Source organism: Mycobacterium sp. 1164985.4 (genome assembly GCF_001668575.1).
In the GTDB taxonomy this organism is placed as follows: domain Bacteria; phylum Actinomycetota; class Actinomycetes; order Mycobacteriales; family Mycobacteriaceae; genus Mycobacterium.
The window spans coordinates 94,140-117,589 of record NZ_LZMD01000066.1 but is presented as its reverse complement, the minus strand read 5'-3'; the positions used below and the strand labels follow the sequence as shown (position 1 = coordinate 117,589).

The 23,450-nt window shown below is 68.6% G+C and carries 26 protein-coding genes; 9 read left to right on the top strand and 17 right to left on the bottom strand.

What is annotated here, in order from left to right:
• The 3 genes from A5650_RS13780 to hemW form a co-directional block, all read right to left on the bottom strand.
• On the bottom strand, positions 1-491 hold a 491-nt coding region (locus A5650_RS13780), incomplete at its 3' end, for an anti-sigma factor (RefSeq protein ID WP_067291991.1).
• On the bottom strand, positions 488-1,003 hold the full coding sequence (locus A5650_RS13775) for a sigma-70 family RNA polymerase sigma factor (protein ID WP_067291987.1): 516 nt from the start codon (positions 1,001-1,003) through the stop codon (positions 488-490). The genes A5650_RS13775 and A5650_RS13780, both read right to left, overlap by 4 nt.
• 125 nt (positions 1,004-1,128) lie before the next feature.
• On the bottom strand, positions 1,129-2,268 hold the full coding sequence (hemW, locus tag A5650_RS13770) for a radical SAM family heme chaperone HemW (protein WP_067291984.1): 1,140 nt from the start codon (positions 2,266-2,268) through the stop codon (positions 1,129-1,131).
• 138 nt (positions 2,269-2,406) lie between these two features.
• Between hemW and A5650_RS27600 the strand changes: the two genes are divergently transcribed.
• From A5650_RS27600 to A5650_RS13755, 4 genes are all read left to right on the top strand, one after another.
• Complete coding sequence (locus A5650_RS27600; protein ID WP_353612402.1) at positions 2,407-2,517, top strand: Ms4527A family Cys-rich leader peptide; 111 nt, start codon at positions 2,407-2,409, stop codon at positions 2,515-2,517.
• A 111-nt stretch (positions 2,518-2,628) separates the two neighbouring features.
• On the top strand, positions 2,629-4,311 hold the full coding sequence (locus A5650_RS13765; RefSeq protein WP_067291981.1) for a nitrite/sulfite reductase: 1,683 nt from the start codon (positions 2,629-2,631) through the stop codon (positions 4,309-4,311).
• A gap of 8 nt (positions 4,312-4,319) precedes the next feature.
• Positions 4,320-5,012 carry a phosphoadenylyl-sulfate reductase gene (locus A5650_RS13760; protein WP_067291979.1) on the top strand — a complete coding sequence of 231 codons (693 nt, stop codon included), beginning with the start codon at positions 4,320-4,322 and terminating at the stop codon, positions 5,010-5,012.
• Between the two features lie 7 nt (positions 5,013-5,019).
• Positions 5,020-5,727: a sirohydrochlorin chelatase gene (locus A5650_RS13755; protein WP_067291976.1), complete on the top strand. Its 708-nt coding sequence runs from the start codon at positions 5,020-5,022 to the stop codon at positions 5,725-5,727.
• Between the two features lie 7 nt (positions 5,728-5,734).
• Here A5650_RS13755 and A5650_RS13750 read toward each other — a convergent pair whose 3' ends face one another.
• From A5650_RS13750 to A5650_RS13725, 7 genes are all read right to left on the bottom strand, one after another.
• Complete coding sequence (locus A5650_RS13750; protein ID WP_067291973.1) at positions 5,735-6,805, bottom strand: class I SAM-dependent methyltransferase; 1,071 nt, start codon at positions 6,803-6,805, stop codon at positions 5,735-5,737.
• A 66-nt stretch (positions 6,806-6,871) separates the two neighbouring features.
• Complete coding sequence (locus A5650_RS13745; RefSeq protein WP_067291970.1) at positions 6,872-7,927, bottom strand: sulfate/molybdate ABC transporter ATP-binding protein; 1,056 nt, start codon at positions 7,925-7,927, stop codon at positions 6,872-6,874.
• Positions 7,928-7,940: 13 nt separating this feature from the next.
• Positions 7,941-8,756, bottom strand: coding sequence for a sulfate ABC transporter permease subunit CysW (gene cysW, locus A5650_RS13740; protein ID WP_067291967.1), 816 nt, complete (start codon positions 8,754-8,756; stop codon positions 7,941-7,943).
• Positions 8,753-9,616 (bottom strand): sulfate ABC transporter permease subunit CysT, encoded by an 864-nt coding sequence (gene cysT / locus A5650_RS13735; protein WP_067291964.1) that lies wholly within the window; start codon positions 9,614-9,616, stop codon positions 8,753-8,755. Before cysT ends, cysW begins: the two co-directional genes overlap by 4 nt.
• Positions 9,613-10,626 (bottom strand): sulfate ABC transporter substrate-binding protein, encoded by a 1,014-nt coding sequence (locus A5650_RS13730; protein WP_067291961.1) that lies wholly within the window; start codon positions 10,624-10,626, stop codon positions 9,613-9,615. Before A5650_RS13730 ends, cysT begins: the two co-directional genes overlap by 4 nt.
• A gap of 118 nt (positions 10,627-10,744) precedes the next feature.
• Positions 10,745-10,837: an Ms4533A family Cys-rich leader peptide gene (locus A5650_RS27595; RefSeq protein ID WP_353612401.1), complete on the bottom strand. Its 93-nt coding sequence runs from the start codon at positions 10,835-10,837 to the stop codon at positions 10,745-10,747.
• Between the two features lie 140 nt (positions 10,838-10,977).
• Positions 10,978-11,175: a hypothetical protein gene (locus A5650_RS13725; RefSeq protein ID WP_067291958.1), complete on the bottom strand. Its 198-nt coding sequence runs from the start codon at positions 11,173-11,175 to the stop codon at positions 10,978-10,980.
• Between the two features lie 32 nt (positions 11,176-11,207).
• On the opposite strand from A5650_RS13725, the gene A5650_RS13720 reads away from it, so the two are divergent.
• Both A5650_RS13720 and A5650_RS13715 read left to right on the top strand, forming a co-directional pair.
• A complete protein-coding gene (locus A5650_RS13720; RefSeq protein WP_067291955.1) occupies positions 11,208-12,422 on the top strand; it encodes an FAD-dependent oxidoreductase in 1,215 nt (404 codons plus the stop codon).
• A gap of 82 nt (positions 12,423-12,504) precedes the next feature.
• Positions 12,505-14,541: a glycoside hydrolase family 15 protein gene (locus tag A5650_RS13715; RefSeq protein ID WP_067291951.1), complete on the top strand. Its 2,037-nt coding sequence runs from the start codon at positions 12,505-12,507 to the stop codon at positions 14,539-14,541.
• A 101-nt stretch (positions 14,542-14,642) separates the two neighbouring features.
• Here A5650_RS13715 and A5650_RS13710 read toward each other — a convergent pair whose 3' ends face one another.
• From A5650_RS13710 to lepA, 3 genes are all read right to left on the bottom strand, one after another.
• Complete coding sequence (locus tag A5650_RS13710) at positions 14,643-15,350, bottom strand: sensor domain-containing protein (RefSeq protein ID WP_082950754.1); 708 nt, start codon at positions 15,348-15,350, stop codon at positions 14,643-14,645.
• A gap of 61 nt (positions 15,351-15,411) precedes the next feature.
• Positions 15,412-16,128 carry a sensor domain-containing protein gene (locus tag A5650_RS13705; RefSeq protein ID WP_067291948.1) on the bottom strand — a complete coding sequence of 239 codons (717 nt, stop codon included), beginning with the start codon at positions 16,126-16,128 and terminating at the stop codon, positions 15,412-15,414.
• A gap of 6 nt (positions 16,129-16,134) precedes the next feature.
• Positions 16,135-18,045, bottom strand: coding sequence for a translation elongation factor 4 (gene lepA / locus A5650_RS13700; protein ID WP_067292045.1), 1,911 nt, complete (start codon positions 18,043-18,045; stop codon positions 16,135-16,137).
• A 21-nt stretch (positions 18,046-18,066) separates the two neighbouring features.
• On the opposite strand from lepA, the gene A5650_RS13695 reads away from it, so the two are divergent.
• Positions 18,067-18,678 carry a type II toxin-antitoxin system PemK/MazF family toxin gene (locus A5650_RS13695; RefSeq protein WP_067292048.1) on the top strand — a complete coding sequence of 204 codons (612 nt, stop codon included), beginning with the start codon at positions 18,067-18,069 and terminating at the stop codon, positions 18,676-18,678.
• A 73-nt stretch (positions 18,679-18,751) separates the two neighbouring features.
• Here A5650_RS13695 and A5650_RS13690 read toward each other — a convergent pair whose 3' ends face one another.
• A complete protein-coding gene (locus A5650_RS13690) occupies positions 18,752-19,357 on the bottom strand; it encodes a GNAT family N-acetyltransferase (RefSeq protein ID WP_067291945.1) in 606 nt (201 codons plus the stop codon).
• The gene (locus A5650_RS13685) at positions 19,350-19,778 is read right to left on the bottom strand and encodes a CBS domain-containing protein (protein WP_067085673.1); all 429 of its coding nucleotides are present in this window, start codon (positions 19,776-19,778) and stop codon (positions 19,350-19,352) included. Before A5650_RS13685 ends, A5650_RS13690 begins: the two co-directional genes overlap by 8 nt.
• Positions 19,779-19,927: 149 nt before the next feature.
• On the opposite strand from A5650_RS13685, the gene A5650_RS13680 reads away from it, so the two are divergent.
• On the top strand, positions 19,928-20,950 hold the full coding sequence (locus A5650_RS13680) for an aldo/keto reductase (protein ID WP_067291942.1): 1,023 nt from the start codon (positions 19,928-19,930) through the stop codon (positions 20,948-20,950).
• Between the two features lie 36 nt (positions 20,951-20,986).
• Positions 20,987-21,844 (top strand): ribonuclease Z, encoded by an 858-nt coding sequence (locus A5650_RS13675; protein ID WP_067292043.1) that lies wholly within the window; start codon positions 20,987-20,989, stop codon positions 21,842-21,844.
• A 5-nt stretch (positions 21,845-21,849) separates the two neighbouring features.
• On the opposite strand, the gene A5650_RS13670 is transcribed toward A5650_RS13675, so the two are convergent.
• Together A5650_RS13670 and A5650_RS13665 are read right to left on the bottom strand one after the other, a co-directional pair.
• Positions 21,850-22,716, bottom strand: a complete 867-nt coding sequence (locus A5650_RS13670; RefSeq protein ID WP_067291939.1) for a TIGR03560 family F420-dependent LLM class oxidoreductase — start codon at positions 22,714-22,716, stop codon at positions 21,850-21,852.
• A complete protein-coding gene (locus tag A5650_RS13665; RefSeq protein ID WP_197501868.1) occupies positions 22,716-23,420 on the bottom strand; it encodes a hypothetical protein in 705 nt (234 codons plus the stop codon). The genes A5650_RS13670 and A5650_RS13665 overlap by 1 nt, the downstream gene beginning before the upstream one ends.
• Positions 23,421-23,450 lie beyond the last annotated feature (30 nt).

The following is a 23,450-nucleotide window of genomic DNA, read 5'->3' as shown; positions in this document are numbered from 1 at the left end:
TACTCGCACGCCCAGTTGAGCTCGGTGCCCCACTTCTTCTCCGACACGGCCAGCTGCGCGGTCAGGCCCTCGCGCTGACCGGGCTGCATCGGCTCCAGCGCCACCCTCTGCACCGACGGCGTGCGCGGGAACACCGTCGCACCGACGACGCCGCCGACGATCGCGAGGGCCGCCGCGACGGCCACCGTCGCGGCGAGCATCGTGCGGCGCGACCGCCGCTGACGCCTCGCCGCGACCTGGCCCAGCGATGCGACGTCGGAATCGGCGGGCGCCTCGCCCAGATCGGACAGCGCGAGGGCCTCGTCGCGGCTGAGCGCCCCCAGGATCCCGGGCATCTCCCGCAGCTCGGTCAGCTCGGCGGCGCGCGCCGGGTTCGCGGCGAGGTAGTCCTCGTAGGTGCGCCGGTCCTCCAGGCTCAGCGCGCCAAGCACGTAGGCCGCATCCCATTCGGCGAGGTCGTCATCGGGTGTCCGGTCGAATTCCTCGCTCATTGGACAATCCCCCTCTCCTGCAGCGCGCTCCGCAACGCGCGCAACGCGTAATGAAGCCTGGACTTCACGGTGCCCGCGGCGATCCCCTCGTGCTCAGCGATGTCGGCGACAGTCTGGCCGAGGTAGTAAGCACGCACGATCGCGGTGCGATGGTCGGCGCTGAGCGATTTCAGTGCGTCGGCGAGTACCCATTTGTCGACCGCGGGACCGATCGCGTCGAGCGACGGCCGCTCGGGCAGGTCGTCGGTCTGCAGTTCGCGGCTGAAGCGCGCGCTGCGCCGGTCGTCGATGACGAGGTTGCGCGCGACGGTGAACAGCCACGCCCGCGCGGCGTCGCCCCGCTGCTGCAGGATCTCCGGTTTGCGCCACAGCCGCAGCAGCGCTTCCTGCACCACGTCCTCGGCGAAGGGCATGTCGCCGCGCGTGAGCCGCAACACGTACCGCAGCAGCGCCTGGCTGTGCTCCTCGTGGATCGCGCGCAGCAGCTCGGCCTGCGCGGGGTCGGGTGTCATCGCTCATCCACCACAGTCGTCATCGCTGATCACAACGACAATCACCGGTCAATCGTTCAACGCCCGGCCCGCGAACGTGAGCTTATGTGCGAGATATCGGCGGATTTTCGGGCACAAGCTCACGTTCAGGCGAGCAAGTCGCGCACCACCGCGTCGGCCAGCAACCGGCCGCGGTCGGTGAGCACCAGCCGATCGGCGGCCCGACGCAGCAGCCCGTCGGACACCGCGACGGCGGCACGGTCGCGTTCGGGCGCGCTGAGCACGCTTGTCGGCAGCCCGTCGCGCAACCGCACCCGCAGCATCACGTCCTCCATGTGCATGGTGTCGGCGTCGAGGTGCTCGAAGTCGGCCACCGGCAGACGAGCGTCGGCCAGCGTCTGTGCGTACGCGTTCGGGTGTTTGGCGTTCCACCAGCGCACCGCGTCGACGAAGCCGTGCGCACCCGGCCCGGCGCCCCACCACTGGCCGCCGTTCCAGTAGCCGATGTTGTGCCGGCACTCGCCGCCCGGTCGGCTCCAGTTCGACACCTCGTACCAGGCGAAACCGGCGGCCGCCAGGCGTGCGTCGACCAACTCGTAGCGGCGGGCCAGCACGTCGTCGTCGGTCGGGGCCAGCTCCCCGCGCCGCACCCGGCGGGCCATCGCCGTACCGTCCTCGATGACCAGCGCGTACGCCGACACGTGGTCGACGCCGGCCTCGACGACCGTGTCGACCGAGCGCAGCAGGTCGTCGTCGGACTCCCCCGGCGTTCCGTAGATCAGGTCGAGGTTGACGTGCTCGAACCCGGCGGCGCGGGCCTCCCGGGCCGCGGCGAGCGCCCGGCCCGGCGAATGCGTGCGGTCCAGCGTGGCCAGCACGTGCGCGGCCGCCGACTGCATGCCCAGCGATACCCGGGTGTATCCGGCCGCCAGGAGCTGATCGAACAACAGCGGAGACGTCGACTCCGGGTTGGCCTCCGTGGTGACCTCGGCCCCCTCGGCCAGCGGGAAGTGTGCCCGCACGCCGTCGAGGACCGCGGCCAGGCCGGATCCGCCCAGCAGCGACGGCGTGCCTCCGCCGACGAACACGGTGGTGACCTCGGGGATGCGGCCGAGGTGCCGCGCGGCCAGCGCCAACTCCGCCCGCAGCGCGGTGAGCCAGCCGTCGGGGTTGGCTCCGCCCAGCTCGCCGGGGGTGTAGGTGTTGAAGTCGCAGTAGCCGCAGCGGGTCGCGCAGAACGGCACGTGAATGTAGATGCCGAACGGCCGCCCGGGCGCAGGAGTCATCGCCGGCAGCGCCGCCGGTGCGGCGTTCGGAGCCCCTGCGGTTCGGACGGTCACCCAGCCAGTTTCCCAGACCGCGGTTTTGCTCACCGTGAGCGCAAATCTCGCCCGGTTAGGGCTGGTGCGGGTGTCCGTGGCACAATGGCGGACGTGACTGCCGGCCGCATCTTCCCCCAGCGCGTATCGCTGGTGGCGCGTCGGCACGTCGACTTCAAGCGCGTGTGTACCTGTTGTTGTCTGCCTTGCGCTTGATCTAGGTCCCAGCCCACCCGTACGTATAGCTGGCCGCCGGATCTGCGCCGCCGGACAGCCACCCGGTGACCACGCGCGATTCGAACGCCGGCTCCACCAAGGAGCCACCCCATGACCACCGCGGAATCCAAACCGAGACCCGCCAAGAAGACCCGCGCCGAAGGGCAGTGGGCACTCGGATACCGCGAGCCGCTCAACGCCAACGAGCAGTTCAAGAAGGACGACGACGCGCTCAACGTGCGCGCCCGCATCCTCGACATCTACTCCCAGCGCGGTTTCGACAGCATCGACAAGCAGGACCTGCGGGGCCGCATGCGATGGATGGGCCTCTACACCCAGCGTGAGCAGGGCTACGACGGCACCTGGACCGGCGACGAGAACGCCGATCTGCTCGAGGCCAAGTACTTCATGATGCGGGTGCGCTGCGACGGCGGCGCGCTCAGCGCCGCCGCCCTGCGAACCATCGGCGAGATCTCCACCCAGTTCGCCCGCGACACCGCCGACATCAGCGACCGCGAAAACGTCCAGTACCACTGGATCCGGATCGAAGACGTGCCGGAGATCTGGGAGCGGCTGGCCGCGGTCGGCCTACAGACCACCGAAGCCTGCGGTGACTGCCCCCGCGTCGTGCTGGGCGGCCCCCTGTCGGGTGAATCCCTCGACGAGGTCCTCGACCCGAGCTGGGCCGTCGACGAGATCGTGCGCCGCTACATCGGCAATCCCGCGTTCTCCAACCTGCCGCGGAAGTACAAGACCGCGATCTCGGGCCTGCAGGACGTCGCCCACGAGGTCAACGACGTTGCGTTCATCGGCGTCAACCACCCCGAGCACGGCCCCGGCCTGGACCTGTGGGTCGGCGGCGGGCTGTCCACCAACCCGATGCTCGCCCAGCGCCTCGGCGCGTGGGTTCCGCTGGAAGAGGTTCCCGACGTCTGGGAGGGTGTGACGTCGGTCTTCCGCGACTACGGATACCGGCGCCTGCGCAGCAAGGCCCGGCTGAAGTTCCTGATCAAGGACTGGGGTGTCGAGAAATTCCGCCAGGTCCTCGAGGACGAGTACCTGGGCCGCAAGCTGATCGACGGCCCTGCGCCCGAGCCGGTCAAGCACCCCATCGACCACGTGGGAATCCAGAAGCTCAAGAACGGACACAACGCGGTCGGCGTCGCGCCGATCGCCGGCCGGGTTTCGGGCACGATCCTGACCAAGGTGGCCGACCTCGCCGAGGCGGCGGGTTCGGACCGGATCCGGCTGACCCCGTACCAGAAGCTGGTCATCCTCGACGTCCCCGATGAAAATCTTGCCAAGCTCGTCGAAGAGCTCGACGCGCTGGGGCTGCCGTCGCGGCCGTCGGCGTGGCGCAAGAACCTGATGGCCTGCACCGGCATCGAGTACTGCAAGCTGTCGTTCGCCGAAACCCGCAACCGCGCGCAGGTTCTGGTTCCGGAGCTGGAGAAGCGGCTCGAGGACATCAACGCGCAGCTCGACGTGCCGATCACGGTCAACATCAACGGCTGCCCGAACTCGTGCGCCCGCATCCAGGTCGCCGACATCGGGTTCAAGGGCCAGATGGTCGACGACGGCGACGGCAACGCGGTCGAGGGTTTCCAGGTGCACCTGGGCGGAAGCCTCGGACTCGACAGCGGTTTCGGTCGCAAGCTGCGCCAGCACAAAGTGCTGGCCACCGAGCTCGGCGACTACATCGACCGGGTGGTTCGCAACTTCGTGAAACAACGCGAGCAGGGCGAGCGTTTCGCTACGTGGGCAATACGAGCAGACGAGGCGGATTTGCGGTGACGGATTTGATGAACGAGATCGAACTGCAGGCACTGGCCGAGCGCGGTGCCGCCGAACTCGAGGGGGCGAGCGCGAACGATCTGCTGCGCTGGACCGACGAGAATTTCGGCGGCAATTACGTCGTGGCCTCGAACATGCAGGACGCCGTGCTCATCGACCTGGCCGCCAAGGTGCGTCCGGGAGTCGACATCCTGTTCCTCGACACCGGCTACCACTTCGTGGAGACGATCGGCACCCGCGACGCCGTCGAGGCGGTGTACGACGTCAACATCGTCAACGTCACCGCGGAGAAGAGCGTCGCCGAGCAGGACGAGTTGTTCGGCAAGGACCTGTTCGCCCGCGAGCCCAACGAGTGCTGCCGCATGCGCAAGGTCGAGCCGCTGTCGAAGGCGCTGCGCGGTTACTCGGCGTGGGTGACGGGCATCCGCCGAGTCGAGGCGCCTACGCGCGCCAACGCGCCGCTGATCAGCTGGGACAAGGCTTTCGGGCTGGTGAAGATCAACCCGCTGGCGGCCTGGTCCGACGACGACATGCAGGAATACATCGACGCCAACGGCGTGCTGGTCAATCCGCTTGTCTACGAGGGTTATCCGTCGATCGGCTGTGCACCGTGCACGGCGAAGCCCGTCGAGGGCGCCGATCCGCGCAGCGGCCGCTGGGCGGGCACCGGCAAGATCGAATGCGGGTTGCACGCCTCGTGAGGCCGCAGTGACGCTGGTGCTCACCGCGCACGGCAGCGCCGACCCGCGCTCCGCGGCAGTCACGCACGCCGTCGCGGGCCGCATCCGGAGACTGCGGCCCTGGCTCGACGTCCGTCCGGCGTTTTTGGAGCAGAACGGGCCCAGCCTGTTCGACACGCTGAGCGGCCTGCATACCCCCGGTGTGGTGGTTCCGTTCTTGCTGGCCAGTGCATTTCACGCGCGTGTCGACATCCCGGCGGTCATCAAAGATTCGGGCGCGATGGTCGACCGGGCCGAGGTGCTCGGTGAGGATCCGGCGTTGCTGACGGTGTTGCGTCAGCGACTGGCCGAGCTCGGCGTCTCCCCCGACGACGAAGACGTTGGCGTCCTCGTCGTCGCAGTCGGGTCGTCACGCCCGGACGCGAATGCCAGGACCGCGACGGTCGCGCAGGTGCTGTGGTCCGGAACCCGCTGGGCGGGAGCCGAAGTCGCGTTCGCCACCGGACCGTACGCCGACCTCCCGGACGCCGCCGAGCGCCTGCGCGCCCGCGGTGCCGAACGTCTGGTCATCGCGCCGTGGTTCCTGGCGCACGGCCGGATCACCGATCGCGTCGCGGAATACGCTGCGGCGCAGGGTATCGTGATGGCCGAGCCGCTCGGATCGCACAACCTCGTCGCAGCGACGGTGCTGGACCGCTACGACGCGATCACCGCGGGCGCCGCGGCCGCCGCCTGACCGGGCGTCAGGGCCGAATTTCGAACACGTTGTTGAACGGGGTCTGCGCGGCCAGCCGGAACCGGCCGAAGCCCGCCTCGGTTACGACGTCGCGGATGCGGGCCGGGCCCGCCTGAGTGCCCAGAGCCATGCCGACCGGCTGCGCCATCGACGACGGCGTGCACAGCAGCGTGGAGAAGCCGTAATACGCACGACCGATCGGGTTGAGGTTGTCTTCGACCCGGTCGCCGGCGGCCGGTTCGACCACCATCCATGTGCCGTCCTCGGCGATGACCTCGCGGATGTGGCGTGCGGCGCCGATCGGGTCGCCCATGTCGTGCAGGCAGTCGAACATCGTCACCAGGTCGTACGGCCCACCGTCGAATGCGTCCGCGGCCGCGACCCGGAAATCGACCGTCGACGTTGTCCCAGTGCGCTCGCGGGCCACGTCGATGGATCCCGCGTGACCGTCCACGCCGACGAATGTCGACGCCGGAAACGCCTCTGCCATCAGCACTGTCGACGCCCCGTGCCCACAGCCCACGTCGGCCACCCTGGCGCCGGACGACAGCTTGTCCACGACGCCGTCCAGTGCCGGGAGCCAGTCGTTCACCAGGTGCGCGGTGTAGGTCGGGCGGAAGAACCGTTCGCATCCGACATGCACATCGGCGTTGTGATCGCCCCAGCCGACTCCGCGGCCGGTCGACGCGGCCTCGACGATCCGGGCGGCATCCGCCGCGGTTCCGTGGGCGATCTGGAACAGGCCGCCGACGAACGCCGGGCTGGTCTCGTCGGTGAGGGCGACGGCGTGCTCAGGAGGCAGCCGGTACCGACCGGTCTCGGCGTCGTACTCGACGAATGACCCGGCCGCTTGCGCGTTGAGCCACTCGCGGGCGTAGCGCCCGTCGGTGCCGGTGCGCTCGGCCAGTTCGGCCGGGGTGCTCGGCCCGTGTTCGGCGAGCGACCGGTAGTACCCGAGGCGGTCGCCCATGACCACGAGGGCGCAATTGAGTGCCGCGCCCGCCTCCTCGACCGCGCGGAAGACGAAATTCATCAGCTTGTCCTGGTCGACCAGGGTCGGTGTGCTCGAGGTGTTCATACACCTCACCCAACCAGGCGAATCGCCCGCGCGGAATGGGGCAATTGCCCCATCTTCAGTCGGGAGTCAGGACTTCGTCAGCGCCTCGGCGTCGGCCTTGTCAGCCGGCGGAACATGCGTGCCGTCCGGCAACGGAGGGACCCGGGTGGCGCGGACGTAGACCGTGTCGCCCTCCTTGAGGCCGAGTGCCTCGGCGTCTCCTCGGGTGATCTGCGCGGTGAACGGCATCTGATCGCTCGCACTGTGCAATTCGACGCGAACCTCGAATCCCAACATGACAATCCGGTCGATGACCGCGCGCACCACCCCGGTGGCCTGTACCGACTCGTCGCTCGACGCGATCGCCATTTCCGGGTTGCGGCCGACGCGGATGTCGTGCGGGCGGACCAGCGAACCGTTGAGCGAGGACACCGCGCCGAGGAACGACATCACAAACGCGTTGGCGGGCGAGTCGTAAACCTCTGGGGGAGAACCCACTTGCTCGATGCGGCCCTTGTTCAGCACGGCGATCCGGTCGGCGACGTCGAGGGCCTCAGCCTGGTCGTGGGTCACCAGCACCGTGGTGACGTGCACCTCTTCGTGCAGCCGGCGCAGCCACGCCCGCAGATCCTCGCGGACCTTGGCGTCCAGCGCGCCGAACGGTTCGTCGAGCAGAAGAACCTGCGGGTCGACCGCCAACGCGCGGGCCAGCGCCATGCGCTGACGCTGGCCGCCGGAGAGCTGGTTGGGGTAGCGGGTCTGGAAACCGGCCAGCCCCACCACTTCGAGGAGGTTGTCGACCTTTTCCCTGATTTCGGCCTTGGGGCGCTTGCGGATCTTCAACCCGAACGCGACGTTGTCGCGCACCGTCAGGTGTTTGAACGCCGCATAGTGCTGGAACACGAACCCGATGCCGCGACGCTGCGGCGGCACGTCGGTGACATCGCGGCCGTTGATCGTGATGGTGCCGGTGTCGGGCTGGTCGAGGCCCGCGATCGCCCGCAGCAGCGTCGACTTGCCCGACCCGCTCGGACCGAGCAGCGCGGTCAGCGACCCGGAGGGCACCTCGAAGTCGACGTTGTCCAACGCCGCGAAGTCTCCGTAGTGCTTGTTGGCTCCACGCACGACGATTGCGTTCGTCATCTGTTCTGTCTCCCTACGCCTTGCCCGCCCGGACCCGCCGCGCGTCGAGGACCAACTGCGCGACCAACACCACCACCGCCACGGCCATCAGCAGCGTCGACACCGCATACGCGCCGTACTCGGCGCCTCGGGTGTAGCGGTCCGATACCAACAGTGTGAGCGTTTGCGATTTCCCCGGCAGGTTCGACGACACCATCAGGACGGCCCCGTATTCGCCGAGGGTGCGCGCGATCGTCAACACCACGCCGTAGGTCAGACCCCACCGGATCGACGGTAGCGTCACCCGCCAGAACGTTTGCCACCACTGCGAGCCCAGCGTGGCCGCGGCCTCTTCCTGATCGGTGCCGATCTCGTGCAACACCGGTTCGACCTCGCGGATCACGAACGGCACGGTCACAAAGATGCTGGCGAGCACGATGCCGGGGAACCCGAAAATGATCTTGAACCCGAGGCTGTTCTCCACGAAGCCGAACAGCCCCGCCGAGCCCCACAGCAGGATCAGCGCGACGCCGACCACCACCGGGGACACCGCGAACGGCAGGTCGATGACGGCCTGCAGCGCGCTCTTGCCGCGGAACTTGTTGCGTGCCAGCACCAATGCCGTGGGCACGCCGAACAACACGTTGAGCGGGACCACGATCGCGACCACCAGAAGCGACAGGTTCAACGCCGATATGGCCGCCGGCGTACTGATCGATTCGACAAACGCGCCGATGCCCGGCGAGAAGGCGCGCCACAGGATCAGCCCCACCGGCACGACGACCAGGATGACGACGTAGGCGAGCGCGAGGTAGCGCAGCAGGTATTTCACCACGGGCGACAAGGTCATTGCGCCAGCTCCCGTCGGGCCGCACGCGAGCCGATCGCGCGCAGGATGAACAGCACGACAAATGAGATCAGCAGCAGCACAATCGAAATCGCCGCGGCGCCGGTACGGTCGTCGTTCTCGATCAGGGTGCGAATCCACTGCGAGGACACCTCGGTCTCGCCTGGCACAGCGCCACCGATCAGGACGACGGAACCGAATTCGCCGATCGCGCGCGAGAACGCCAGGCCGGCGCCGGACAGCAGCGACGGCAGCAGCGCGGGCAGCATCACCCTGGTGAAGATGATCCAGTTGTTGGCGCCCAACGACGCCGCCGCTTCCTCGATCTCGCGGTCCAGCTCCAACAGCACCGGTTGGACGGATCGCACCACGAACGGCAGCGTGACGAACAGCAGCGCCACGCCGATGCCCCACTTGGTGTGCTGCAGGTGCAGCCCCACCGGGCTGGCCGGACCGTAGAGCGCCAGCATGACCAGGCTGGCCACGATCGTCGGCAGGGCGAACGGCAGGTCGATCACCGAATCGATCAGCCGCTTGCCGAAGAAGTCGTCGCGCGTGAGCACCCACGCCACCAGCAAGCCGAACACCAGGTTGACCAGCGTCACCCCCAACGACACGGTCAGGGTCACCTTGAACGACTCGATGGCCGCGTTCGAGCTGACCGCCACCCAGAACGCCCGCCAGCCGCCGCCGACCGCCTGCCAGAGGATGGCGGCCAGCGGCAGCAGCACGATCAGGCTCAGCCAGATCGACGCTGCGCCGACCCGCAGCGACGTCGTCCCGTGCCGACGCCCGAGGAATCCGGGGCCGCCGCCCGGCTCACCTCCGGTGAGCTCGGGCCGCGCCACGACGGCAGAGGTCATCCGGTTGCCTGGGTGTAGATCTTGGTGATGGAGCCGTTGGTCTTGTCGAACAGCTCGGGATCCAGCTTGTCCCAGCCGCCGAGATCCTGGGCGGTCCACAGCTTGGCGGGCGCGGGGAACTTGTCCCTGAACTGTTCGAGCACGGCGGGATCGACGGGCCGGAAGCCGGCCTCGGCCCACAGCTTCTGCGCCTCCGGGGTGTAGATGAAGTTCTTCAGCGCGTTCGCCTTGTCCAAATGCGCGCTCGACGTCACCACGGCGACCGGGTTCTCGATCTTGAAGGTCTCCGGCGGGTTCACATACTCGAGGTCGAAGTTCAGCGCCTCGTTCTCGTAGGCCAGCAGCACGTCGCCGCTGCCCTGCCGGAACACGTCGGTGGCCTCGCGGCCCGAACCCGGGCGCAGCTTGATGTGCTGGGACACCAACTCGGTGACGTAGTCCAGCCCGGCCTGGGGATCCTGACCACCCTTGCTGGCCCACGCGTACGGCGCCAGCAGGTTCCACTTCGCCGACCCGGAACTGAGCGGGCTGGGCGTGATGACCTCGACGCCGGGCTTCAACAGGTCCGGCCAGTCGCGAATGTTCTTCGGATTACCGGGTCGTACCGCGAGGGAGACCACGGATCCGAACGGGATGCCCTTGGTCGCGTCGGCGTTCCAGTCCTTGGCCACCTTGTCGGCCTTGACCAGGCGGGTGATGTCGGGCTCGACCGAGAAGTTCACGATGTCGGCGGGTTTGCCGTCGACGACGGCACGCGACTGGTCACCCGAGGCACCGTAGGAGGTCGTCACACCGACACCCTTACCCTCCGGAGACGCAGCGAAGGCGGGGATGATCTTGCTCCAACCCGGCTCGGGGACGGCATAGGCGACGAGCGTCAGTGTCGTGTCGGCGCCGTTGCCACCGCCTTCGCCCGCCACGTCGCTCGAGCCGCCGCTGCATGCCGCGAGCACGGTGGCGGTGGCGGCCAGCGCCGCTGCGGCGCGCCAGGTTCTGCGGATGTTGACCATCGGTGACCTTTCGTTGGGGGACTTCGGTGGAACCCGACCCGACGGGAAGGCGATGGATCAGCGCGAGGGCTTCATCCCACAGCCGTTACCGACACCGAACCGCGGACGGGCGGAGGAGTCAGCAACAACAACAGACATCAGCGACAGCGCTCAAACCCACGGCAATGAGGGCCACCACATGGCCGCTCTTGTTGCCGGACGCTGTTTGCATGGCGGGAAGCCTAACAGGTTTCGCGCAACCTGCTCGTCGGGGGTTTCGCAGGCGTCAGCGGGTGAACAGCCACATGACGATCACCAGGATCAGCAGGATGACGAGCACCAACGTCACCCGCGACCGCGGCATCCCGCCGCTCATTGGTCCGCGTCCCGTTCGTCGTGGCGAACGTGGCGCAGCAGCCTGATCCCGTTACCCAGGGCCCCGTCGAGCACCATCGCGATCCCGTACGCGAGCGCGAGCACCACCGGCATCACCACCGCGGTCTGGGCGACAAACGGCAGGCCGGTGAGCCAGAGCTCGACACCGTCCCACCAACTCAGGAAGCCACCCACGCGGCCAGCCTAGGCGATGCGAGGATGGGCCCGTGCCCGCCGACACCACCTGCATCGTCGCCGGAGGCGGTCCTGCGGGCATGATGCTCGCGTTGGTGCTCGCCCGCGCCGGCGTCGCGGTCACCGTGATGGAGAAACACGCCGATTTCCTCCGCGATTTCCGCGGTGACACCGTGCATGCGAGCACGCTGCGGCTGCTCGACGAGTTGGGGTTGTCCTCGGAGTTCGCGGCCATTCCGCACCGCCAGATCGACACGCTGGCGATGACGGTGCAGGGCACCCGGGTCGCGATGGACCTGCGACGAATTCCCGGTCCGCACAAGCACATTGCGCTGGTGCCGCAGTGGGACTTCCTCGAACTGCTGGCCACCGCAGCGGAACGCGAGCCGTCGTTCACGCTGATGCGCAGCACCGAGGTGCTCGGGCCGATCCGCGAGGGCGGCAAGGTGGTCGGCGTGCGCTACCGCGGCACCGAGGGTGAGGTGCGCGAGATGCGCGCGACGCTGACAGTCGCCTGCGACGGCCGGTCGTCGACGCTGCGCACCGCGATGGGGTTCGAACCGAGGAACTTCGGCGTACCCATGGACGTCTGGTGGTTCCGGGTGCCCCGCGAGCCCGACGACCCGCACGGGCTCGCCGGGGTCCTCGGCGCCGGACACGCGCAGATCGTCATCGACCGCGGCGACTACTACCAGTGCGCGTACGTCATCCCCAAGGGGCGCGACTCGCAGTTGCGCGCGCAGGGCATCGAGTCGCTGCACCGCGGTGTGGTGGCGCTGGTGCCGTGGCTGGCCGACCGCATCGGGGCGGTGACCTCGTTCGACGAGGTGAAGCTGCTCGACGTGCAGCTGAACCGACTGCGGCGCTGGTACAGCGACGGCCTGCTGCTGATCGGTGACGCCGCCCACGCGATGTCGCCGGTCGGCGGTGTCGGGATCAATCTCGCGGTGGCCGACGCCGTCGCCGCGGGACGCATCCTGGCGGGCCCGTTGCGGTCGGGCACGCTGTCGAGTCGGCATCTGGCCCGCGTGCAGGCGCGCCGCTGGCTGCCCGCGGCGCTGATCCAATCGGTGCAGAAGCTGATCCACCGCCGTGTCATCGCGGTCGCGGTCGCCTCGACCGGGCAGGCCGAGGCGCCGCGGTTCGTGCGCCTCGCGGCCGGACTGCCGGTGCTGCGCCGACTCGCCGCCTACGGCGTCGCGATCGGCCCCCTACCGGAACACATTCCGGCCTTCGCACGCCGCTGACGAGCAGTCGAGCGTGCGGTTGGGCGCGCCGGTGCACGCCAACGAGTAGACGCAAAGCAGGTCGGCAGTCGATGATGACGGCATGGTTCTGCAACAAACCGGGCCGTCGGACGGGTCGACGGAGACGGAGAACGGGGCGAAGCCCGCCCAGGCCGTCCTGTCGAGCACCCCGTTGACCGTGACGGCGCCGACGCCGTACGCGCCGAGCGGTGCTTTGCGGAACCCGTTTCCGCCGATCGCCGACTACGGGTTTCTGTCCGATTGCGAGAACACGTGCCTGATCTCCTCGGCGGGATCGGTCGAGTGGTTGTGCGTGCCGCGCCCGGACTCGCCGAGCGTGTTCGGCGCCATCCTGGATCGCGGCGCCGGCCATTTCCGTCTCGGTCCGTACGGGGTGACGGTGCCCTCGGCCCGGCGCTACCTGCCCGGCAGCCTGATCCTGGAAACGACATGGCAGACCCACACCGGCTGGCTGATCGTGCGCGAGGCGTTGGTGATGGGCCCCTGGCACGATCTGGAGACCCGGTCGCGAACCCACCGCCGCACGCCGATGGACTGGGACGCCGAACACATCTTGCTGCGCACCGTGCGATGTGTGAGCGGCACCGTCGAGCTGGTGATGAATTGCGAGCCGGCGTTCGACTACCACCGCATCCCGGCGACGTGGGAGTACTCCGCGCAGGCCTATGGCGAGGCGATCGCGCGGGCCAGCCGCGACGCCGACGCGCATCCCACGCTGCGGCTCACCACCAACCTGCGGCTCGGCCTGGAGGGTCACGAGGCGCGGGCGCGCACCCGGATGAAGGAGGGCGACAACGCATTCGTCGCGCTGTCCTGGTCGAAGCATCCGGCGCCGCAGACCTACGACGAGGCCGCCGACAAGATGTGGCAGACCAGCGAGGCCTGGCGCCAGTGGATCAACGTCGGCGACTTCCCGGACCACCCCTGGCGGGCCTACCTGCAGCGCAGCGCGCTGACTCTGAAGGGGCTGACGTACTCCCCGACCGGCGCGCTGCTGGCCGCACCCACCACGTCGCTGCCGGAAACGCCTCAGGGCGAACGCAACTGGGACTACCGCTATGCGTGGGTGCGCGACTCGACGTTCGCGTTGTGGGGCCTCTACACGCTCGGGTTGGACCGCGAGGCCGACGACTTCTTCGCGTTCATCGCCGACGTGTCGGGCGCGAACAACGGTGAGCGACACCCACTTCAGGTGATGTACGCCGTCGGCGGCGAGCGCACTCTGGTCGAGGAGGAGCTGCGCCACCTGTCCGGTTACGACGGTGCGCGACCGGTGCGCATCGGCAACGGCGCGTACAACCAGATGCAGCACGACATCTGGGGCACCATGCTGGATTCGGTGTACCTGCATGCCAAGTCGCGCGAGCAGATCTCCGACACGCTGTGGCCGGTGTGCAAGCAGCAGGTCGAAGAAGCGATCAAGCACTGGAAGGAACCCGACCGCGGCATCTGGGAGGTGCGCGGCGAGCCGCAACACTTCACGAGCAGCAAGATCATGTGCTGGGTGGCGCTGGACCGCGGCTCGAAACTCGCCGAACTGCAGGGCGAGAAGTCCTACGCGCAGCAGTGGCGCGCGATCGCCGAGGAGATCAAGGCCGACGTGCTCAAGCACGGCGTCGACTCCCGCGGTGTGCTGACCCAGCGTTACGGCGACGACGCGCTCGACGCCTCGCTGCTGCTGGCCGTGCTGACCCGGTTCCTGCCGCCCGACGATCCGCGGGTGCGCGCGACGGTGCTGGCGATCGCCGACGAACTCACCGAGGAAGGCCTCGTGCTGCGCTACCGCGTGGAGGAGACCGACGACGGATTGGCCGGCGAGGAGGGAACCTTCACGATCTGCTCGTTCTGGCTGGTGTCCGCGCTGGTCGAGATCGGCGAGATCAGCCGCGCCAAACATTTGTGCGAACGGCTGCTGTCGTTCGCCAGCCCGCTGCACCTCTACGCCGAGGAGATCGAGCCGCGCACCGGCCGGCATCTCGGCAACTTCCCGCAGGCGTTCACCCACCTGGCGTTGATCAACGCGGTCGTGCACGTGATCCGGGCCGAGGAGGAGGCCGACAGCTCCGGGGTCTTCGTCCCCGCCAACGCCCCGATGTAGGTCACCTCTTCCCGCGAGCAGACGCGAAACTGCCTCTTTTGCGCGAATTTTGGGCAGGTTTGCGTCTGCTCGCCGAAGAACTCGCGGGAGAGCAGAACGGGCTACTTGGCCGCGTTGGCCAGCATGTCCAGCGCGATGGTGGCGGCCTCGGCGCCGATCGAATAACTGCACGCCCACGCCTCGACTGTCAGGTTCGACGCCGTCGACAGCGCATGCTGGCACGCCCAGCCGTCGGCGTCCTGTTGCGTCGTGACCTGAGTGACCAGCATGCCTTCGGTGTGCACCTGACCAAGGTCCCACATGTACGAATCTCCCGAACTACCCACGCTCACAGTCGAATCCGCGCAACCCTCCCACGCCACCTTGGCGTCGTCGAAGAACCGCTGCGCCTCGTCGGCGGACGGGTACAGCACCGCGGTCTGCTCGACCCAGTGGTCATTGTCGTCGTCGGGTTCGCGCGCCACCTGGTCGCGCACGTCGGTCCACCCGCTGCCCGCGTACACCGGCTCCTCGGCGCCGTACATCGCCCCGAGACAGTCGCGATCGGAAACGTCATCGGAGTGATCGGTCATCTCCTCGAGCTCGCTCGTGACCTTCATCGTCGTCGAGCCCATGATGCCGTTGAGTTCGCCGATGGTCAGCAACACGTCGCCGAGCTTGTCGGCGGTCAGCTCTGGAACATCGACCGGACCCGTCTGGGCACGCAACGCCGTTCCCGAAACGGTGCTCACGCAGCCCGCCAGCACAACCGAAACGGCCAGGAGCGCACCCGCGGCGCACAGCCGCGACGCCGTGCCGAATGGAGTCACCGCGTTATTGTGACCGACTTCTGGCAAATCCGCGGCGTGGCGACAATTTCGTCCGCGCAGTTCAGGACTCGCCGATCTTCTCCAGCATCAGGTCCGCGACGGCGGCGGCATCCCGTGCTCCGGTGGCCTTGGGCCCGGCGACATCGGCGATCTCGACGTCGACGACGGAGTCCCCGGCCACACCGAGCGCCCGCTGAACCGTCGATCCGGCGTCCTGCATCACCACCGCCGAGACGATTTCGTCGCCGACGTCGACCTCGGTGATCCGGCTGGACCCCTGCACACCCCGGTCGGATCGGTTCAATACCAGCGTCTGGCCGTTGCACCGGTGCCACTTGTCGGCCGAGGCGGCGAAGAACTCGCGCGCGGCGTCCGCGTCGACGAACTCGACCACGCCGAAGAACCCGGTGGCCGTGGGGCCGTTGGCATCACCGCCGGCCCACGACTGGCTGGCCACCGACCGCACCGGGCTGGCCTGGTACACCACCCTCTCCAGCCGGTATCCGGTGCTCACGCAGTCCAGCGGCGTGGCCTCGGCCTCGCCGACACCCTGCAGCAGCATCTCGGCGCCGCCCTGGACGACCTGGCCCATGAAGCCGTCGCCGCCCAGCATGATGCTCAGCTCCTCGGCGGTCGGCAGCGCACGGTCCAGCGCCGGGTTCGGCGAGAGTTTGACGGCCGGTGCGACCTGCGGGGACGGCGCCTGGCCGGCGGACGCCGAACAGCCGGCGACGATCGCGCACGCGCCCAACGCCGCCGCCATCGCCGCCGTGCGCACGGGGACCTACTTCTTGGCCTTGTCGGCGGACGAGTCGGTGGACAGGGCGGCGACGAACGCCTCCTGAGGCACCTCGACCCGGCCGATGGTCTTCATCCGCTTCTTGCCTTCCTTCTGCTTCTCGAGCAGCTTGCGCTTGCGGGTGATGTCCCCGCCATAGCACTTCGATAGCACGTCTTTGCGGATCGCGCGGATGTTTTCGCGAGCGATGATCTTCGAACCGATCGCCGCCTGCACCGGAACCTCGAACTGCTGACGCGGAATCAGCTCCTTGAGCTTGGTGGTCATCTTGTTTCCGTAGGCGTACGCCGACTCCTTGTGCACGATCGCGCTGAATGCGTCGACCGGCTCGCCCTGCAGCAGGATGTCCACCTTGACCAGGTCGGCCTCCTGCTCACCGGCCTCCTCGTAGTCCAGGCTGGCGTATCCGCGGGTGCGCGACTTCAGCGCGTCGAAGAAGTCGAAGATGATCTCGCCCAGCGGCATCGTGTAGCGCAGCTCCACCCGCTCCGGCGAGAGGTAGTCCATGCCGCCGAGTTCGCCGCGCCGCGACTGGCACAGCTCCATGATGGTCCCGATGAAATCGCTGGGCGCGATGATCGTGGTTTTCACCACCGGCTCGTAGACCGTCCGGATCTTGCCCTCCGGCCAGTCCGAAGGGTTGGTGACCGTGACCTCCAAACCGTCTTCCTGCACAACGCGATACACGACGTTGGGCGAGGTCGAAATCAGGTCGAGGTTGAACTCGCGCTCGAGACGCTCGCGGGTGATCTCCATATGCAGGAGGCCGAGAAAGCCGCTGCGGAAACCGAATCCGAGCGCCACGGAGGTCTCCGGCTCGTACGTCAACGCCGCATCGTTGAGTTGCAGTTTGTCGAGCGCGTCGCGCAGGTCCGGATAGTCCGATCCGTCAACGGGATACAACCCCGAGTAGACCATCGGTCGCGGTTCGCGGTATCCGGTGAGCGGTTCGGTCGCGCCGTTGCGCGACGTCGTCACCGTGTCACCAACCTTGGACTGGCGCACGTCCTTCACGCCCGTGATGAGGTAGCCCACCTCGCCCACCCCGAGACCGGCGGACGCCTTGGGTTCGGGCGAGACGATGCCGACCTCGAGCAGTTCATGCGTGGCACCGGTGGACATCATCTTGATGCGTTCGCGCGGGATGATCTTGCCGTCGACGACGCGGACGTAGGTGACCACGCCGCGGTAGGTGTCGTAGACGGAGTCGAAGATCATCGCCCGTGCCGGCGCGTCGGCGTCGCCGACCGGTGGTGGCACCTCGCGCACGACGTGGTCGAGCAGGTCGGCCACGCCCGCACCGGTCTTCCCGGACACCCGCAGGACGTCTTCGGGTTCACAGCCGATGATGTGGGCGAGTTCGGCGGCGTAGCGGTCCGGGTCGGCCGCGGGCAGATCGATCTTGTTGAGCACCGGGATGATGTGCAGGTCGCGATCCAGAGCCAGGTACAGGTTCGCCAACGTCTGCGCCTCGATCCCCTGGGCGGCGTCGACGAGCAGCACCGCCCCTTCGCACGCCTCCAGCGCGCGCGACACCTCGTAGGTGAAGTCGACGTGGCCGGGGGTGTCGATCAGGTGCAGCACATAGTCGTCGCCGTCGACTTTCCATGGCAGACGGACGTTCTGCGCCTTGATCGTGATGCCGCGCTCGCGCTCGATGTCCATGCGGTCGAGGTACTGCGCGCGCATGTCGCGATCGGCGACGACGCCGGTGAGTTGCAGCATCCGGTCGGCCAACGTCGACTTGCCGTGATCGATATGGGCGATGATGCAGAAGTTCCGGATCTGCGCCGGCGCCGTGAAGGTCTGATCGGCGAAACTGCTGATGGGAATCTCCTGGTGAACGCGGACTTCGGGTGCCACCAGCGTATCCAGGCCTTGGCCTGAGCACACAATCGCGCGGTGCGGGCCTCGCTTATGCTCGGAAATATGCCTGCGCCCTGGAGACCGCTGCAGACCTTCCAGAGGTTCGCGGAGAACTTGGTGTTCAACGAGGCGCCGAAGCTCATCCGCCAGATCGGTCAGTCCGAGACCGTGCAGCGCGGTATCCAGCAGGGCATCCGGATCGGCCTGGACACGATCGCGGGCACCCCGAAGGAGGCGCCGCCGGCGATCACCGCGGGCAGGCCGGTGAGCCGTCACTTCGTGCCGACCGCCCATCGGGCCCGCAAGATCGTCTACGCCCCCGACCTCGACGGCCGCGCCGACCCGGGCGAGATCGTGTGGACGTGGGTGGTCTACGAGGACGACCCGACGCAGGGTAAGGACCGGCCGGTCCTGGTCGTCGGCCGCGACCGCTCGACGCTGCTCGGGCTGATGCTCTCGAGCCAGGACCACCACCGCGACGATCCGAAGTGGGTGTCGATCGGGAGCGGCACGTGGGACTACGAGGGCCGGGCCAGTTGGGTGCGGTTGGACCGGGTGCTCGACGTCCCCGAAGACGGGATCCGTCGCGAGGGAGCGATCCTCGCCCGCGAGAGATTCGAGGCCGTGGCCACGCGCCTGCGCGCCGAGTACTCCTGGAGCTGACGCCGCGCGCCGCCCGTGTGGGAATCCGGCGACGGTTCCGGCGCCCTGAGCGTCGCCGCATTCACAAACGGCGTCAGCGCGGTGCGCGCCACATCGGCCACATGCTGGGGCCGCCGTCGGGCAGCGTGATCTCGCCGGTGACGTCGAACCCGAAGCGCTGGTAGTAGCCGATGTTGTCCGGATTGCTGGACTCGAGATACGCGGGTGCGCGCTCGGCGTCGCAACGGTCCAGCCGCGAGCGCATCAGCGCCTGCCCGTATCCGGTGCCGCGCACGGTCGGGTCGCTGCCGATCACCCCCAGATACCAGTGCGGCTCCTCGGGGTGGTGCTCCTTCATCAGGTCCGCGACCTGCTGGCCTCGGCGCACATTCGACCCCAGCGCCAGCATGAACGCCGGCATCATCAGCAGCTCCTGCAGTCCGGTCTGCCGCCACTCGCCCGGCGGATCCCACAGTGCGGCCGCTCCGATGGGCCCGCTGCCGGCCACCTCGACGCCCTCGGTGCGCAGGAAATGGTGGCGAATCATGGTCGCGAACATCCTCCCGAGACCCCGCTCCCGCGCGGAGTCGTCGGGCAGCATCCACGTCATCACCGGATCGTCGTAGAACGCGCGCGCCAGCACCCGGGACATCTCGCGCACCTGCCGCCGCGATGCCGGCGCGACCTCGACGTCAGCCACGGGTGATGTAGGCCTGCAGCTGCTCCTGCTGTGCCTCGAGCTCTTCCATCCGCGTCTTGACGACGTCGCCGATGCTCACGATGCCCACGAGCCTGCCGTTGTCCATCACCGGGACGTGCCGGACCCGGTTCGTCGTCATCAGCGCGCTCAGGCTGTCGACCGAGTCGTCGGGTGCGCACGTCGCCACCAGCGTGGTCATGATCTCCGAGACCGGCTGGGTGAGCAGCTCCGCGCCTCGGCGGTGCATCGCCCGCACGACGTCGCGTTCGGAGACGATCCCCATCAGACCGTCGGGTGACACCACGACCATGGCGCCGATGTTGTGCACCGCGAGCTCGGTGAGCAGTCCGGAGACCGAAGTCTCGGGGGTAATCGTGGCCACCGCGGCGCCCTTGTTCCGCAACACGTCCGCGATCCGCATCTTCGCCTCCGCTCGTGATGTTCCTCACAGGCTAGGTCGGACGGAGGCGGCGCGGAAGGGTTTGCGAGGTTGCAACCGGGTCACACTCCGCGAGGCCACCGGTGACCCGGGAACGGAATACCGCAGGCATGCGACGGGTTGGGAGCGCCATGGACAACGCGCACTCAGTGCCCACCGTCGAGCTGGGCGACAAGCTCGCTGCCAGCGCCATCGGATTCGGGGCCATGGCCCTGACCCCGGTCTACGGCGACGTCGACGACGACGAGTCGCTTGCCACGCTGCACCGCTGCCTCGACCTCGGGGTGACGTTCATCGACACCGCGAACATCTACGGAAACGGCAACAACGAGCGGCTCATCGCGCGCTTGCTGGCCGACAGGCGCGACGAGGTCACGCTCGCGACGAAGTTCGGGATCACCGGCAACCCGGCCGACCGCGCCGCGGGCCGCCCGAACATGCGTGGCGACGCCGCCTACGTCCGGCAGTGCATCGACGAGAGCCTGCAACGCCTGCAGACCGACGTGGTCGACCTGTACTACATGCACCGCCGCGACACCTCCGTGCCCATCGAGGAGACCGTCGGCGCGATGGCCGAACTCGTCGCCGCGGGCAAGGTTCGTCACCTCGGGCTTTCCGAAGTGACCGCCGCCGAGCTGCGCGCCGCCGTGGCAGTGCACCCGATCGCCGCCGTGCAGAGCGAGTGGTCGATCTGGAGCCGCGACGTCGAACGCAACGTCGTGCCCGCGGCGGCCGAACTCGGCGTCGGCTTTGTGCCGTACTCCCCGCTGGGCCGCGGCTTCCTCGCCGGCGCGGTCCGGTCATCGGCGGATCTTTCGTCGTCCAACGACTTTCGCCGCACCATGCCGCGCTTCCGCGACGACGCGCTCGACGCCAACCTCGCGGTCGTCGACGTCGTCGTCGCGATCGCCGAGCAGCACCAGGCGACGCCCGCCCAGGTGGCGCTGGCGTGGCTGCGTCAACGTGCCGACGAACTGGGTGTGGCGTCCGTGCCGATTCCCGGTACCCGGCGGGCGTCGCGGGTCGAGGAGAACCTCGGGTCGCTGGCGGTGACGTTGACCCCCGAGCAGCGCGAAGCCCTCGCCACCGCCGGAGCGGCCGTGAGCGGCGACCGGTTCGAGGACATGAGCTGGGTGTCGGCGGGACGCGAATAACGCCCTTCGCGCGCGGCCCTCAGGTATATGTGGGCCATGATCGAGGTCACGCTGCTTGGCACCGGAAGCCCCATCCCCGACGCCCGCCGGGCGGGACCATCGACGCTCGTGCGCGCGGGCGGGCAGACGTTCCTGATCGACTGCGGCCGCGGGGTCCAGCAACGCCTGACGGCCGCGGGCGCCGCCGCGAACGGGCTGTCGGCGCTGCTGCTGACGCACCTGCACAGCGACCACATCGCCGATCTCGGCGACGTGATCATCACCCGCTGGGTTTCGACGTTCACCGAGCAGACCCCGCTGCAGATCATCGGTCCGCCGGGCACCGCGGAGGTGGTCGAGCACACCCTCAAGGCGTTCGGCTTCGACATCGGCTACCGCATCGCCCACCACGCCGACCTGACGGCGCCGCCGCCCGTGGAGGTGCACGAGTACACCGAGGGCGAAGTGTGGAACCGCGAGGGCGTGACGATTCGGGTCGCGCCGACCGATCACCGGCCCGTCGAACCGACGATCGGTTTCCGTGTCGAGCACGCCGACGCGTCGGTGGTGCTCGCCGGTGACACCGTTCCCTGCGACAGCCTCGATGCGCTGGCTGCGGGCGCGGGGGCGTTGGTGCACACCGTGATTCGCAAGGACCTGGTGGACAAGATGCCGATGCAGCGCATCCGCGACATCTGCGACTACCACTCCTCGGTCGAGCAGGCAGCGGCCACCGCGGCCCGCGCCGGCGTGGGGATCCTGATCCTCACCCACTATGTGCCGGCGATCGAACCCGGACAGGAGGACGATTGGCGCGCGCTGGCCGCAACGGTCTTCGACCGCCAGATCGAACTCGGCGACGATCTGCTGCGCGTCGAGGTGCATCCCGGCGTGTGCACCAAACCGACGGGCTGATTTCATCAGGCGGTGACGCCACACAGCCGGTCGGCGGCGTAGGCGAGCGTCTCCAGATCGTCGTCGCCGAAGGGTCGCCCCCGCGTGATGACGACGATGTGCTCGACACCCAACTCCCCCAGCGTCCAACATCTTTCGGCGAGCTGTCCGGCGGACTCACCCGTATCGAGTGCCGTGGTCACGGTGCGCTCGATCTGTTCGGGGGGACGGCCGACGTCGGCACAGTGTCGGTTCAGCACGTCGAGCTGGCGGGAGACTGCCGTCCCACCGTCGGGGATGTCGAACAGGTTGCAGGCGTCGGCGTACTCGGCCACCAGGCGCAGCGTTCTGCGCTCCCCGGTCCCGCCGATCAGCACCCGCGGCGGTGTACTCGGCAGCGGGCTCGCGACGGGTCGCTCCAGACGCAGATACCGTCCGGCGAAGGGTGTTTCGTCGCCGCGCCACATCTGGCGCGCCAGCTGAAGCAATTCCGCCATGCGGTCGAAACGTTCGGCGGTGTCGGGCAGGAACAGCCCCAACGCCCGCGCCTCGTCGGCGTTGTAGCCGGCGCCGAGGCCGAGCCAGGCGCGCCCGGCCGATAGCGCGTCGACGGTCGTGACGGCTTTGACCAGCAGCGCCGGCGCGCGAAACGTCGCCGCACTCACCATGGTGCCCAACCGGATCCGCGATGTCACCGCCGCCAGGTAGCCGAGCGCCGTGTACGCCTCGAGCATCGGTTCCTCGATGCGGCTGAAGGGGTCGGCCTGCAGCAGGTGGTCGGCCACCCACAGGGTGTCGACGGCGGTGTCGTCGAGGAACCGCGCGAGCCGGGCGAGCCGCGCGTCGAGCGGTTCGTCCCACGAGTAATTCGTCACGCTGACACTGATTTTCATCACGCAGACTCCTTTCGGGGTCGTCGCAGCGGCAGTATCGCGCCCGCCGCGATCAACCAGATCAGCCCACCGATCCGCGCAATCGGCAGCAGCGGGGACAGGGCCGGCCAGATGAGCACCAGCGTGGTGATCTCGGCGATGGCCGCCAGGACCAGGCCCGCCCATGCGAGCGGGCGCGGCAGCAGGCCGATGATGAGGCTGGGCACCGCGATGCCGGCGATCAGCAGTCCGAGCGCCACGATGTGCGCGGGTCCACCCGTGAGGAACGTCAGGTAGTACAGCGCTCGGACCAGGCTCGCGTCGGAGGTCACCTCCGGTTGCGACAGCGTCCACGCCAGCAGCCCCGACAACCCGAGCGCCCCGGAGGCGAGAACACCGCCCGCCAGCGCGATCGTCGCGCCGGGCGCCGTCACGCCGAGTTGGCGCAGGCGGGCGCTGGCGGTGGCCGCGTAGATGCCCAGCGGAACCGCGGACGCGAACACCCCCACGGCGCAGGCCCGCACCGCCGCGCGATTGTCGACGAAGTAGTCCTGGATGGCCGCCCCGGCGCCGTAGGGCAGCGGCATCACACCGCCGAGGACGACGCCCACCGTGAGGCCTGCGACGAGGAGCGCCAGCGAAATGCCCGCCACCACCGCGAGCGGCGGACCGCCCTGGCGCGGGCGCGCCGGCCGAATAACTCGATCGGTCGATGAATCGTTCATAGCTTGAACGATATGACTGCCAGACAGTCG